This is a genomic window from Paraburkholderia sp. OAS925, from assembly GCF_040543975.1.
GTDB lineage: Bacteria > Pseudomonadota > Gammaproteobacteria > Burkholderiales > Burkholderiaceae > Paraburkholderia > Paraburkholderia graminis.
Genome location: NZ_JBEUNO010000001.1, coordinates 2068827 through 2082085 on the forward strand (window position 1 = coordinate 2068827; position 13259 = coordinate 2082085).

10 protein-coding genes and 2 pseudogenes are annotated in these 13259 nt (G+C 62.3%); 6 read left to right on the forward strand and 6 right to left on the reverse strand.

The genetic code is table 11. The features are described from left to right. The first annotated feature begins 52 nt into the window (after positions 1-52). From infB to truB, 3 genes and pseudogenes are all read left to right on the forward strand, one after another. Positions 53-3002: pseudogene (infB, locus tag ABIE53_RS08970) on the forward strand (translation initiation factor IF-2). A 261-nt stretch (positions 3003-3263) separates the two neighbouring features. Continuing rightward, a complete protein-coding gene (gene rbfA, locus ABIE53_RS08975) occupies positions 3264-3629 on the forward strand; it encodes a 30S ribosome-binding factor RbfA (RefSeq protein ID WP_006053158.1) in 366 nt (121 codons plus the stop codon). 112 nt (positions 3630-3741) lie between these two features. Beyond that, a complete protein-coding gene (truB, locus tag ABIE53_RS08980) occupies positions 3742-4680 on the forward strand; it encodes a tRNA pseudouridine(55) synthase TruB (RefSeq protein WP_107708371.1) in 939 nt (312 codons plus the stop codon). A gap of 243 nt (positions 4681-4923) precedes the next feature. Here the strand turns inward: truB and ABIE53_RS08985 are convergent. The 3 genes and pseudogenes from ABIE53_RS08985 to phnA form a co-directional block, all read right to left on the reverse strand. Next, positions 4924-5196 (reverse strand): annotated as a pseudogene (locus tag ABIE53_RS08985) (cation efflux transmembrane domain-containing protein); the annotation flags it as partial. Between the two features lie 333 nt (positions 5197-5529). Then, positions 5530-6819, reverse strand: a complete 1290-nt coding sequence (locus ABIE53_RS08990) for an MFS transporter (protein WP_107708370.1) — start codon at positions 6817-6819, stop codon at positions 5530-5532. A 51-nt stretch (positions 6820-6870) separates the two neighbouring features. Next, complete coding sequence (phnA, locus tag ABIE53_RS08995) at positions 6871-8100, reverse strand: phosphonoacetate hydrolase (protein WP_107708368.1); 1230 nt, start codon at positions 8098-8100, stop codon at positions 6871-6873. A gap of 97 nt (positions 8101-8197) precedes the next feature. Here phnA and ABIE53_RS09000 point away from each other — a divergent pair, with 97 nt between their 5' ends. After that, positions 8198-9100, forward strand: a complete 903-nt coding sequence (locus ABIE53_RS09000) for a LysR substrate-binding domain-containing protein (protein ID WP_029969244.1) — start codon at positions 8198-8200, stop codon at positions 9098-9100. Positions 9101-9134: 34 nt separating this feature from the next. Here the strand turns inward: ABIE53_RS09000 and ABIE53_RS09005 are convergent, their stop codons facing one another. The 3 genes from ABIE53_RS09005 to ABIE53_RS09015 form a co-directional block, all read right to left on the reverse strand. Next, entirely contained in the window at positions 9135-9761 is a 627-nt protein-coding gene (locus tag ABIE53_RS09005; RefSeq protein ID WP_107708366.1) for a dihydrofolate reductase family protein, read from the reverse strand. A 119-nt stretch (positions 9762-9880) separates the two neighbouring features. After that, positions 9881-10288 (reverse strand): hypothetical protein, encoded by a 408-nt coding sequence (locus tag ABIE53_RS09010; protein WP_029969247.1) that lies wholly within the window; start codon positions 10286-10288, stop codon positions 9881-9883. 229 nt (positions 10289-10517) lie between these two features. Beyond that, positions 10518-10712, reverse strand: a complete 195-nt coding sequence (locus tag ABIE53_RS09015) for a hypothetical protein (RefSeq protein WP_310073563.1) — start codon at positions 10710-10712, stop codon at positions 10518-10520. A gap of 614 nt (positions 10713-11326) precedes the next feature. Between ABIE53_RS09015 and ABIE53_RS09020 the strand changes: the two genes are divergently transcribed. Together ABIE53_RS09020 and ABIE53_RS09025 are read left to right on the forward strand one after the other, a co-directional pair. Further along, a complete protein-coding gene (locus tag ABIE53_RS09020; protein WP_006053145.1) occupies positions 11327-12088 on the forward strand; it encodes an enoyl-CoA hydratase/isomerase family protein in 762 nt (253 codons plus the stop codon). A gap of 104 nt (positions 12089-12192) precedes the next feature. Beyond that, on the forward strand, positions 12193-13254 hold the full coding sequence (locus ABIE53_RS09025) for an ABC transporter substrate-binding protein (protein ID WP_006053144.1): 1062 nt from the start codon (positions 12193-12195) through the stop codon (positions 13252-13254). Positions 13255-13259 lie beyond the last annotated feature (5 nt).

Sequence of the window (13259 nt, forward strand, 5' to 3'; positions counted from 1 at the left end):
GCATGACCCGATGCTAACCGCAAGGAATCGGTCCTTGCATTAAGAGGAATGAATGGCGAGTAACAACGTAGCCCAATTTGCCGCGGAACTGAAAATGCCTGCAGGCGTGCTGCTCGAGCAGCTGCAGGCGGCGGGCGTCACCAAAGCGAGCGAAGCCGACTCCTTGTCCGAAACGGACAAGGCGCGTCTGCTCGACCACTTGCGCAAGTCACACGGCTCGACTGATGCAGACAAGCGCAAGATCACGCTGACGAAACGGCATACGTCGGAGATCAAGCAGTCCGATGCGACGGGCAAGGCTCGCACCATTCAGGTCGAGGTGCGCAAGAAGCGCACTTTCGTCCGCCGCGACGAAACCTCCGCTGAAGGCGGAGAGGCATCGAATCATGTGGCCGAGGCACCGGAAGTCGACGATCTCGAACTTCAGCGCCGCGAAGAAGAAGCGCGTCATGAAGCCGAACTGCTCGAGAAGCAGGCTCAGGAACTGAAGGCGCGTCAGGAGCAGCTCGAACGCGAAGAGGCCGAGCGCCAGGCGCGCGAGCAGGCTGCTGAAGCGGAGCGTCGTCGCGCGGAAGAAGAAGCGGCGAAGAAGCGCGCAGCGGCTGCGGCCGAGGTAACGGCTCGCGAGAAAGTGCAGCAGGCCACGCAAACGGCGAAGGTCGAGGCGGCGGCTGCAAGCGCGGCCGAACCGGCCGTCGCGAAAGACACCGAGCAGGACGACGAGCGTGCCGCAGCAGAACGCGCGGCACAACGCGAAGCGGCGAAGAAGGCGGAAGACGCAGCGCGTCAGGCTGCTGAAAAGGCGCGTGCCGAGCAGGAACAGATCGCCAAGCGCCGTGCCGCGGCGGAAGCCGAAGCGCGTGCGATCCGCGAAATGATGAACACGCCGCGCAAGGCGCAGGTGAAGGCGCCGGAACCGGCACCGAAGCCCGCCGAGCCGGCCAAGGCCGCCGAAGCGAAGGGCACGCTGCACAAGCCGGCGCGTCCGGCTGGCGAAGCGGCCGCGCGTCCCGCAGCCCGCAAGCCCGCTACCGCGGCTCCGGCTGCGACGACGACCACGCCGTCGGCAGGCGACAAGAAGAAGCCGGGCGGCAAGGGCGGCTGGCAGGACGACGCAGCCAAGCGCCGCGGCATCAAGACGCGCGGCGACACGAGCGGCGGCGTCGACCGCGGCTGGCGCGGCGGCCCGAAGGGTCGCGGCAAGCATCAGGACCAGAACACCACGTTCCAGGCGCCGACCGAACCGATCGTGCGTGAAGTGCACGTGCCGGAAACCATCACGGTCGCCGATCTGGCGCACAAGATGGCGGTGAAGGCGTCGGAAGTCATCAAGTCGATGATGAAGCTCGGCCAGATGGTCACGATCAACCAGATGCTGGACCAGGAAACGGCGATGATCATCGTCGAGGAACTGGGCCATCACGCGGTGGCGGCCAAGCTGGACGATCCGGAAGCCATGCTGGTGGAAGGCGAAGTGTCGGATGCGGAAGCACTGCCGCGTCCGCCGGTCGTCACCGTCATGGGTCACGTCGACCACGGCAAGACCTCGCTGCTCGACTACATCCGCCGCGCGAAGGTTGCAGCGGGCGAAGCGGGCGGCATTACGCAGCACATCGGCGCTTATCACGTCGAAACGCCGCGTGGCGTCATCACGTTCCTCGACACGCCGGGTCACGAGGCCTTCACGGCCATGCGTGCCCGCGGTGCGAAGGCAACGGACATCGTGATTCTGGTGGTCGCAGCCGACGACGGCGTGATGCCGCAAACGAAGGAAGCGATCGCCCACGCGAAGGCAGGCGGCGTGCCGCTCGTCGTCGCGATCAACAAGATCGACAAGCCGGATGCGAATCCGGACCGCGTCAAGCAGGAACTGGTCGCCGAAGGCGTCGTGCCGGAAGAATACGGTGGCGATTCGCCGTTCGTGTCCGTGTCGGCCAAGACCGGCTCGGGTATCGACGACCTGCTGGAAAACGTGCTGCTGCAAGCCGAAGTGCTGGAACTGAAGGCACCGGTCGAAGCGCCGGCCAAGGGTCTCGTCATCGAAGCGAAGCTCGACAAGGGTAAGGGTCCGGTTGCGACCATCCTCGTCCAGTCGGGTACGTTGAACCGTGGCGACGTGGTGCTGGCAGGCAGCGCCTATGGCCGCGTGCGAGCGATGCTGGACGAAACCGGCAAGCCGACCAAGTCGGCGGGTCCGTCGATCCCGGTCGAAATCCAGGGTCTGTCGGAAGTGCCGCAGGCTGGCGAGGAAGTCATCGTCATGCCGGACGAGCGCAAGGCGCGTGAAGTCGCGTTGTTCCGTCAAGGCAAGTTCCGCGACGTCAAGCTGGCGAAGCAGCAGGCCGCGAAGCTCGAGAACATGCTCGAGCAGATGGGCGAAGGCGAAGTGCAGTACATGCCGCTCATCGTCAAGGCCGACGTGCAAGGCTCGCAGGAAGCGCTGGTGCAGTCGCTGCTCAAGCTCTCCACCGACGAAGTGCGCGTACAGATCGTGCACGGCGCCGTGGGCGGCATCAGCGAGTCGGACGTCAACCTGGCAACGGCTTCGAAGGCGGTCATCATCGGCTTCAACACGCGGGCGGATGCGCAGGCTCGCAAGCTGGCCGAGTCCAACGGCGTGGACATTCGCTACTACAACATCATCTATGACGCAGTGGATGAAGTGAAGGCCCGCGATGTCGGGCATGCTGGCTCCGGAGAAGCGCGAAGTCGTGACCGGTACGGTCGAAGTTCGCCAGGTATTCAAGGTGCCGAAGGTCGGCACGGTGGCCGGCTGTATGGTCACGGACGGTTTCGTGAAGCGCTCGTCGTCGGTGCGTGTGCTGCGCAACAACGTCGTCATCTTCACGGGCGAGCTGGATTCGCTCAAGCGCTTCAAGGACGACGTGAAGGAAGTCCGTCAGGGCTTCGAGTGCGGTATGTCGGTCAAGAACTTCAACGACATCGTCGAAGGCGATCAGTTCGAAGTCTTCGAGGTCACCGAAGTCGCGCGTACGCTGTAAGTCACGCGGCACGGTTCCAGGGGCGGAGCGGGCATCAACGCCCGCTCCGCCCGTTGTTTTTGGGGCGACCCGTTTGGGGCGACCCGCTGGGGGCGGCCCGTTTGGGCCTGCCGCTTGGGGCCTTCCGTTTAGGGCTCTTCCGTTTCGGGCCTGCTGCTTCTGGCGCCGTGAGCGGCGCCGCCGCGCGAACGCCGCGATTTGTCCGGCACGCCCCGGCCGCGAACCATTTTTTGCATCCGTCACAACGGATCACACAACACCATGCCTAAAAAACGTTCTTCACCCAATCGCAACGTGCAGATCGCCGATCAGATCCAGCGCGATCTGTCGGAGCTGCTGCGCGAGGTCAAGGACCCGCGCATCGGCATCGTCACGATCCAGAGCGTCGAGCTGACGCCGGACTATGCGCACGCGAAGGTCTATTTCACGACCTTGACCGGCGATCCGCAGCAGACGCTCGCGGCGCTCACGCACGCGGCCGGCCATCTGCACAATCAGTTGTTCAAGCGCCTGCATATCCATACGGTGCCGACGCTGCATTTCCATTACGACAAGACCATCGAGCGCGCTGTCGAAATGTCGCGCCTGATCGACGAGGCTAACGCCAGTCGTGCGAAAGAGGATTGAGCGCTGCGTGGGGTTCTCGCGTTGCGCCGCGTGTTGCAACGGGCCGCGGCGCAGCAACCCAGCGCACCTGACGCGCACCGATCCGGCTTCACTATCAAATTCCTCTTTCGACATGACCGCACCTCAACGCCCCCGCGTGCCGCGCCGCGCGCTCGACGGCGTGCTGCTGCTCGACAAGCCGCTCGGGTTGTCGAGCAACGACGCACTGATTCGCGCCAAACGCCTCTATCTGGCGAAGAAGGCAGGCCACACCGGCACGCTCGATCCGCTTGCCACGGGCCTGCTGCCGCTGTGTTTCGGCGAAGCCACCAAGTTCTCGCAGGATCTGCTCGAGGCCGACAAGACCTATGAGGCCACCATGCGCCTCGGCATTCGCACGACGACCGGCGACGCCGAAGGCGAGCCCGTCGACACGCGCGCGGTGACCTGCGACGAAGCGGCGGTGCTGGCGACCTTGCCCGGATTTCTCGGTAACATCGTTCAGGTGCCGCCGATGTATTCGGCGCTCAAGCGCGACGGCAAGCCGCTTTACGAATACGCGCGCGCCGGTCAGACCGTCGACCGGGAAGGGCGCGAGGTGACGATCCACGCGCTCGAACTGCTCGCTTGCGCGCTGCCCGACGTCACCTTTCGCGTCACGTGCAGCAAGGGCACGTACGTGCGCACGCTCGCCGAGGACATCGGCGAGGCGCTCGGCTGCGGCGCGCATCTGGTGGCGTTGCGGCGCACCGGCGTCGGCGCGTTGACGCTTGAGCATTCGGTGACGCTCGACGCGTTGTCGGACGCAACGGAAAGCGAACGCGATGCGTGGCTCCAACCGGTCGACGCGTTGCTGTCGACGTTCCCGTCCGTGCATCTCGACGAGGACGCGACGCGCCGCTTTCTGCATGGCCAGCGCTTGAAGCTCGCGGAACTGAACGTGAGCCGCGAGGCGATGAACGCGTCGCGCGTGCGAGTCTACGCGGCGGCGCAGGGCCGCCTGCTCGGTGTCGCGAAGCCGGGCGAGGGAGTGCTTGCGCCCGAACGGCTCGTGGTCACGGCGGAAAACTAGGAACCAGGGTTCGGGGCGGCAACGCGTCTGACAGAAGTCGCGCAAGCGGCGCTTTGACAAATCTGCCGGCGCGGCAATGTCCGCTTTGTAGAAACTTGAAGGCCCGTTGAGGGCCGACTTCTGCACGACGCGGACCGATCAATCGCGGCTTACTCGGCCAGTGCAACGTCGGACCGTGATCGGCCAGCTTCGGTCATTCGCTCGATCGAGTAGTTTGCCGCTTGAAAGGCTGTATGGCCCGAATCCAGTCCCAAAGCTGTAGGCACGGTTATCAGCGTTTCGCTTTGCATATCCGTATGCAAGGACCGCGATTCCGAGCGCCCCTGCATGGGTTGCCATATGAAACCCATCAGCGAGCAACGCCATTGAGCCGGTGACGTACCCAGCGACTATCTCGCCGACCATCATGATGAACGTCAGTGCGACGACAGAGCGCGTCCGGCGTGCGTTCTCGTCGTGGGAGCTTCCTAAAAAAGAGTGCTCGTGTCCGAGTGCCTGGTTCTTTGAGTCTGTCATTTCGTGTATCGCCGAATGGCTTCAATCAGTGCGTCAAGCCCGCTTTCTCGCTTTTTAGCGGTCAAGTCAGGGTGGGCAACATGCTCGCGGGCATGCGCCTCGATAATTTCGTCGAGAAGCCCATTCATTGCGCCACTGGTGGACCCCGTTGCTTCGATATCCGAAGAAATCCGTCTGAAAGCGGCCGGCGTCGCGCAAGCCGTCTCCCTCTTCGACATCTGAGATCAAAGCGGACGTGGGTCGCAAGACGCACTGGTTGACCGCATAAAGACCGCGGCAGCGCCTCTCCAGTGAAGCGTCATAAGTCCATCCCGGTTCGCGCGGCGCGATTCATCAGCGCTTGATCAGCATCGAAAGCACTGCGCTTGCTGCGCAAAGCCCCGCGACAATCGGAAAGATGATCGACGTATGGCCGGTGGCATCGATAATGCGGCCGATAACCGGTTCGCCGATGCCAGCGAACATGTACGACATGGTGTTGAGCACACCTGTTGCTGTCCCCGCAGCGCGGCGCCCGAAAATATCAGGACACAAGGCCCAGAAAGAGGACGCCGGCCCGAAGACAAAAAAGCCGCACAAAAACAGAAGCACGATCGCAAACATACTACCGTGCGGCACGAACATCATGACGATCGCCGTCGCGCAGGCCAGCACCATGTACCAGACGATCGCCATATAACGGCGCCCTTGAAACAATACGTCGGATATCCAGCTATTCGACAGCGAGCCGAGCGCCATGCCTACCGGTAACGCGACCGTGATCCACTTGGGGTCGATCAGCGCCGATGAAGTCTTCCAGTCCATGCCGAGAAAATGGACCGGCACCCAGACCACCAATGCGTACCGTGCCGCGTTCTGGAAACCGATTGCGAGACCCGTGATGTAGAGCCTCCAGTTCTTCATCACGAGCGCGTATCGCTGCGCGCTCGTCAGCTCATCCTCCGACTCCGCTGGAGAGGCCGCGTCTTCCGGTTTTTCCGCAGCGGGCAGATGCTGAGCCTCCGGTCGTTCGGAAACGAATAGCAACAACACCAGTGCGCCCAGCAGCATGGACAGCGGCGCAAGACGGAAGATCCAGACCCAGCCGAGCTGCATCGTGCCCAGAATGATGACCGGAAAAACGTAGGCGAGCACCGAAGAGAATCCGGAGAAGCCCACATAAACGCCATAGACAAAGCCGCGATGTTTGTGACCCCACCAGTTGGATAGCAGGCGGCTGCCAGGCGCGAAACCCATCGACTGGAAATAACCGTTGAGCCCCCACGCCAGCAGAAAGAACACGAACGTGTGACCGAAACTAAATAGCCAGTTCGCCGCCAGTGACAGGACGGCCCCGGCGATCATCATCGTCTTGCCACCCAGCTTGTCACCCAGATTGCCGTTGATGAACTGGCCGCCGGCATAGCACCACAGCATGGTCGCGCTGATCCAGCCAATCTCGTACTTCGATAGACCGTAGTCGTGCTGAATACCGGCAACGGCAAAACCCAGCGTCTGCCGGCCGGTGTAGTAGAACAGGTAACAGAACGTCACGCCGATCAACGCACGCCACTTATATTGCGCGAACGTCGTGCTCCCTTTGATCGACGCGTATTGCAACGCGTCAGGCGTATCTGTGGGCATTGCTGTCTCCATGCGGAGCGCGGTCTTTGCCGCGCTGGCCGTTTTTCGTTATCAGACGAGGTGATTGAGCGCGAGATCGATGACATCGAAATTGCGCAAGCGTCGCGTGCCGTCGTTGCCACTGAGCTTGCGATTGAAAATGAGCGGCACTTTCTGTTCGGACATACCGCCGTGGGAGCGCAGCGGCACGGTGAGCCCGGACAGGTCATGTTTGTCGGCTGCGCTGCCGAGCACCGTGAGCCTTTCGCCGAGCACCACGAGTTCACCGATCCTGTCTGACGGCAACTCGAATCGCTCGCTAGCCTGTGCACGGGTCAATACCGCCTCGACGCCGTTGATAGCCGCGAGGAACGCTGCCACGTCGCGCTGCTTTTGTTCGTCGTGATCGCGCAGGTACACCGTAGCGTAGGAGCCGAGCGCGCCGTGATGCACGACATACGGATCAGTGATTGGCAGGAGAACACGCGTCGTGCGCGCGCCGTATTGCGCATCGAGCCTATCTTGCAGAAACACGATGTTGGGCCGGCCGATCGCATCGGTTTTCGCATTCATGCCGTGATCGGCGGTGAGCGCCAACACGGCGCCTTCGGCGTGCAGACGCAGCAGGTAGTCGTCCATCATCGCGTAGAAGGCGTTTGCGTCTGACGTGCCCGGCGCGTGTTTATGCTGGACGTAATCTGTTGTAGAGAGGTACATGAGATCAGGGCGCTCTTCGCGCAACAGGGAAAGCCCGGCGGCAAACACGAACTCCGAAAGCTCTGCGCTGTACACGGACGGCACAGGCATGCCGACTCTTGCCAGGATGTTGTCGATGCCGTGCTCCTGCCGCGTCACTTCGTCAGCTTTCTCAGCCGAAAAACAGATCCCTTCCAGCCGGTGTCCGAGCAGACTGCGCAGCTTGTCCTTCGCGGTAACGACAGCGACGCGCTGACCCGCGCGAGCCATCTCCGCAAGAATGGTGGGCGCGCGCAGGTATTTGGCGTCGTTCATCAGGACTTCCGTCTGCGTCTCCTCGTCGAAAAAGAAATTGCCGCAAATGCCATGTACCGACGGCGGCGCGCCTGTGACGATCGACAGATTGTTCGGGTTGGTGAACGACGGCACGACGCAGTCCCCGGTCAGCACTGTGCCGAACGAACGCAGGCTGGCCAGAAACGGCGCTTTGCCGGCCAGGATCGCCTGATTAATGTATTCCTGCTCGCAACCGTCGACGCACACCACAATCGTCGGCGCGGAGGGCAATTGATAAGTTCGGGAGTTGACGGTGATCTGCTGGGTCATGGGGACACCTTTCTGAGTGGAATGACGGCAGCGTATGATGATCAATCTACTCACACAACCGACAAAATTGTCCGGATTGCGTTAAATAAACTCACACATGCGATCGAAGCTTCCCCCACTCAACGCCCTGCGCGTGTTCGAAGTCGCCGCGCGCGCGGGCAGCTACTCCGCAGCCGCGCGTGAGCTCAACCTGACGCACGGCGCCGTGAGCCGTCATATCACCATCCTTGAAGACTGGCTCGGCCAGCCACTGTTCGTGCGCGATGGGCAAAGCATGGTCGCGTCCGGGCATGCACGAGCGTTGGCCCGAGAAATCAGCGCGGCTTTCGACCACATTGCGGACGCGGCGGAACGCTATGGCAAGAGCCAGCACCGTAAAGTGATCCGGGTCAGCGCGGCGGCGACGGTCGCAATGCGCTGGCTGATTCCTCGCCTGCCGTTGTTCACGGCGATCTGCCCGGATGTGGATGTGCGCGTCTCCACGACGCTGACGACCGATTCCGCACTGCGTGGCAGTTTCGATCTGGCGATTCGTCGCGAAGTACCCGCAGCCGGGCAATATCAGGCGTGGCCATTATTTGAGGAGCGCAACACGGTGATCGCGAGTCCGGCGCTGATCGCGCAAACCACAATCTCGTCGGTCGAACAACTTGCCGCCGAAACATGGCTCACCACGGAATCGCGTCCGAGCGATTGGGAGAGATGGACCCAGGCCGTCGGTCAACCCACGCTCCGGGCCAGTCGTACCTTGAGATTCGATCACTTTTTTGTGACGTTGCAGGCCGTGGTCGATGGCCTGGGTTTTGGTATCGGACCGTTCCCAACGCTCGATGCCGATTGCACTGCAGGGCGTCTACAAAAACCGTTTCCCGATCTGACTTCGAAGGGAGCGACTTACTTTGCATTGGTACCGCTGGATGCCGACAAGCCTGTGCATATGAGGGATTTCGTCGATTGGTTGCGATCAGGTGGCGACGACGGCCATTCCGATAAAAGATGAGCTTTCGCAAAGTACCCAAGAACCGCCCAGCAACCTAACCTTCCTTCCCAAACGCCCCAGTCCGCACCTCACCGTCGCGCAAATACCGCGTGATAATCACCCCACGCGACGTCCCCACCGACTGCACCAGCCTGAACGCGCACGCCGCAGCGTCATCACCAAAAAGCCGCTTCCCCCGCCCAAGTATCACCGGATACACAAGCAACCTCAGCTCATCCACCAAACCGGCAGCGAGCAATTGCCTAACCATATTCGCACTACCAAACGTCAAGAGATCCGCACCGTCATCATGTTTAAGCACGCGCAGCGCATCGGCCAAACCGCCCTCAAGCGCATGACTGTTTTGCCACTCGAGCGTCTTGGGCCGATGCGTGGCCACATGCTTGCGCACGCTGTTGAACAGATCGGCGATGCCGCGACTCGGCGAACCAGCCGGCACTTGCGGCCAATGCGCCGCGAAAATGTCGTAGGTGCAACGTCCGAGCAGCAATTCGAAGGGCTCTGAGAGCAGTTCCTGCACATATCCGCCGATAGCTTCATCGCCATACGGCACGATCCAGCCGCCGAGGCGGAAGTCGCCGCTGAGATCTTCGCGCGGACCGCCGGGCGCCTGAATGACGCCGTCCAGACTGATGAATGCCGAAACAGTGAGCTTGCGCATGGGGTTCTCCAGGTTGACGGACCGGATCGGCCCATCCATACGACGAGCGAGTCGTATCACGATCGACAACCAGGCGACATCCTTGCGCCGTCGATCGAGCCCCGCGCTGCCTCACCGCTTCATCGGCTCAATTCCGCGGACTCGCGTCGATCGGGACGCTTCTGATCTCGCCGGTCGACGCTCGGTCCTGGCGGCGCGGACCCCGCGCATGCCTCGAGCGCGACCGCCGCGCGTTTTGCAAGCTCAACGGTTTCGTTACACGCGACCACGTCCCTCAGCAGCTTGCAGCGAGCGCCGCCGCCGAGCTTCGACAACATCGTGCGCAGCTTCGCGAGCGCCGCTTGCGGCGAGCCGTTGTCCGAAATGAGCGAAGCGACGTCGAACGCGCTGCCGGCGGGCGTCGTGATCACCGTCGGACAACTCGACGTGGCGTCGGCGCTGGACACGAAGAGCGCCAGCGTCAGCCCGATCGTGCCCGCGCGCAAACTGCCCGGACCCTCGAAACACGCATTCATCGATACCGTCATGGCTCACTCCCGGTCGTCTTCACTCACTGCGATACGGATCGCGCGGCATGGTCCAGTATCGGCGGGGCACTTTTCATTTCGCTTGCGAGCGTTGCCAGTAAGTGCGTCATCGCTCGCGACGCCGCCGCGCCAGCGCCAGCGCTTTGTGGTACTTGCGCCGCGTATAAGCGCAAGCGTAAAGCGCCAATATCAGACCGACGCGACCGTCGCGGATCTTCCCCTTGCGAACCTACCACTTCACGAACGCGCCGAGCGGGCTGATGCAACTCTTGAGCCACAGCATCGCAGCCGGGTCGTTGCTGTCGAGCAGATCGATCGAAGCGAGATCGGTATAAAGATCGAGCTTTTGCATCATCTCCGCTGTGGTCTCCAACGTATGATGAACGAGCGGCGCTTCGATCCGTCCGCTGCTTGTATGACCCATCAGCGTTTCGTGCACGCTGTGGCCGCTGAAATGCAAAGCGTCGCGTCGCTTGCTATTTCGTCGGCCTGCAGTGATCGATAAGACCGGTTCGCGTTTTGCCGTCCCGGTCATGAATGCAGGTTCAAAAGCAAGCTTCCGGCCTGACCGCTCGACGCGCCGCGCCCGACGTCGGAGTGGATCGTTGTTTTTTCGCGACCTGCACAAAACGCCGCATGCGGGAACAGCACGCGCCGGAAGCATTTGACGGCACAACGCTAACCATTCATACGAAATACCCGATTTCCAGCGCGGGTAAACATGGCTACGATTTGTAAGGCGTCAGCGTTCCCAAACGTTCGGCGTGTGTGTTTGTTTTTTGGCCGCAGCTTTGTCTGCGGCTTTTTTCTTTGCGCCTCGCAGTCGCAAGTCTCTGCGTTCGTCAGACGCCTTTGACCTGACGACAGGCGGCGCGCCTTCCCCCTCGCAACACGACTAAGTCTCTCCCGGCGCCCGCGCTTCACGCGCACCCGCCCGGTTTTCGTCGACCTCTCCATCTCTCTGGTAAACCCGGTTGCATCATGATTTTGACGCGCCTATATTGCTATACACCATCAACTATTGCGATGCGATAAATCATGAGCAATGACGTGCTGTTCTCGAATCACGGCCGCGTCGCGGTCATCACCCTGAACCGTCCCGAGCGCCTGAACGCGTGGACGACGCCGATGCGCGAGACGATCATCGACGCGCTCGAGCGCTTTAACCGTGACCCGGAGGTCGCGGCGATCATCATGACGGGCGCGGGCAATCGCGCGTTCTCGGCGGGCCAGGACCTGTCGGAAGCGCATGATTTCGACGGCGAACGCGCGGTCGCGTGGGTCAAGGAATGGCAGCGTTACTACACGGCGCTGCGCAGCCTGTCGAAGCCGCTCGTCATGGCGCTGAACGGCACGGCTGCGGGCTCCGCATTTCAGGTGGCGCTGCTCGGCGACATTCGCGTCGGGCATCCCGGCGTGCGCATGGGGCAGCCGGAGATCAACGCGGGCATCGCGAGCACCACGGGCCCGTGGATCATGAACGCGATGCTCGGCATGTCGCGCACTATCGAGCTCACGTTGACCGGCCGTTTGATGGAGGCGGAAGAGTGCCATCGCATCGGCCTCATTCATCACCTCGTCGACGAAGACAAGGTGTTCGACAAGGCACTCGAAATCGCCACCGAACTCGCCGCGAAGCCGCCCGTCGCGATGCGCCTCGACAAGCAGCGTTTTCGCGAAATGACGGAGCCGGGGTTCATCGACTGCATCGAAGCGGGCGAGCGGATTCAGCGCGAAGCGTACGACTCCGGCGAGCCTGCACGCATGATGGAAGAGTTCTTCAGCAAGCGCGCGAAGTAGCCGCCGCGAGCGAGGCTCGCGAATCAGGCCTGCGAGTCAGGCCCGTCCCACAGCAACCGCAAGTCAGCCGTTCCAATCTCAACCGTAGTGCGGAGACCTGAACAATGACGCAAGACTTCAACGCGGCGCGCCGCCGCATCCTTCACGGCGCGGGCGCGCTTGCCGTGGCGAGCGCATTGCCGCTCGCCGCGCGTGCGCAGGCCAAGCAGATCGTGGTGTCGGACCCGGGCGGTCCCTACACGACCGCCTATCGCGAAGCGTTCTACGATCCGTTCGAGAAAGCGACGGGCATCAAGGTCGTGAGCGTCGCGCGCGAATCGCAGCCCGTTGCCCAGTTCGCGGCGATGGTGCAGACGAAGAACTACGTGTGGGACGTCACCACGCTGACGCTCTCCGCCGATATTCCGTACCTCGAAGCAAAAGGTCTGCTCGAACCGATCGGCCTGAAAGCGAGCGATTATCCGGAGCTCATGCCCGAAGCGATCACGCCGAACTGGCTCGGCGTCGACGTGTATTCGACGGTGCTTGCGTATCGCGCCGACAAGTTCAAGGACGGCGGCCCGAAATCGTGGGCCGACTTCTGGGACGTGAAGAAATTCCCCGGCCGCCGCTGCCTGCGTCGCAGTCCGCTCGACACGCTCGAACAGGCGCTGCTCGCCGACGGCGTGCCGCTCGACAAGCTCTATCCGCTCGACGTCGACCGCGCGTTCAAGAGCCTCGACAGGATCAAGCCGCACGTCAACATCTGGTGGACCTCGGGCGCGCAGGCCATGCAGGCGATCCAGAGCGGCGACGTCGACATGATCTCGACATGGAACGGCCGCGCGCAAGCCGCGAAAGACGCGGGCGCGCCGGTCACGATCGTGTGGAATCAGGGGCTGTATTCGATCGAAGGCTGGGGCATTCCGAAGGGCACGCCGCGTGCCGATGCGGCGAAGCAGTTCGTGCGTTTTTGCGCCGACGCGAAGCGCCAGGCGCTGCTCACGCGCACGCTCGCCTACGGGCCGACCAACAAAAAAGCGTTCGAGACGATTTCGAAAGAGCGTGCGACGTTGCTGCCCACGGCGCCCGACAATCTTCGCGACATGCGGCTGCCGAGTCCGCAATGGTGGGAAGCGAACCGCCAGAAAGTCACCGAACGGTTCAATTCGTGGATCATTTCGTAAGGACG

What these genes read in the sequence shown, in the direction of transcription:
- truB (WP_107708371.1), top strand. Translation starts at nt 3,742, where the DNA reads ATGACCGCACCTCAACGCCCCCGCGTGCCGCGCCGCGCGCTCGACGGC.
- ABIE53_RS09000 (WP_029969244.1), top strand. Translation starts at nt 8,198, where the DNA reads ATGCGATCGAAGCTTCCCCCACTCAACGCCCTGCGCGTGTTCGAAGTC.
- phnA (WP_107708368.1), bottom strand. Translation starts at nt 8,100, where the DNA reads ATGACCCAGCAGATCACCGTCAACTCCCGAACTTATCAATTGCCCTCC.
- ABIE53_RS09025 (WP_006053144.1), top strand. Translation starts at nt 12,193, where the DNA reads ATGACGCAAGACTTCAACGCGGCGCGCCGCCGCATCCTTCACGGCGCG.
- ABIE53_RS09005 (WP_107708366.1), bottom strand. Translation starts at nt 9,761, where the DNA reads ATGCGCAAGCTCACTGTTTCGGCATTCATCAGTCTGGACGGCGTCATT.
- ABIE53_RS09015 (WP_310073563.1), bottom strand. Translation starts at nt 10,712, where the DNA reads ATGGGTCATACAAGCAGCGGACGGATCGAAGCGCCGCTCGTTCATCAT.
- ABIE53_RS08990 (WP_107708370.1), bottom strand. Translation starts at nt 6,819, where the DNA reads ATGCCCACAGATACGCCTGACGCGTTGCAATACGCGTCGATCAAAGGG.
- rbfA (WP_006053158.1), top strand. Translation starts at nt 3,264, where the DNA reads ATGCCTAAAAAACGTTCTTCACCCAATCGCAACGTGCAGATCGCCGAT.
- ABIE53_RS09020 (WP_006053145.1), top strand. Translation starts at nt 11,327, where the DNA reads ATGAGCAATGACGTGCTGTTCTCGAATCACGGCCGCGTCGCGGTCATC.
- ABIE53_RS09010 (WP_029969247.1), bottom strand. Translation starts at nt 10,288, where the DNA reads ATGACGGTATCGATGAATGCGTGTTTCGAGGGTCCGGGCAGTTTGCGC.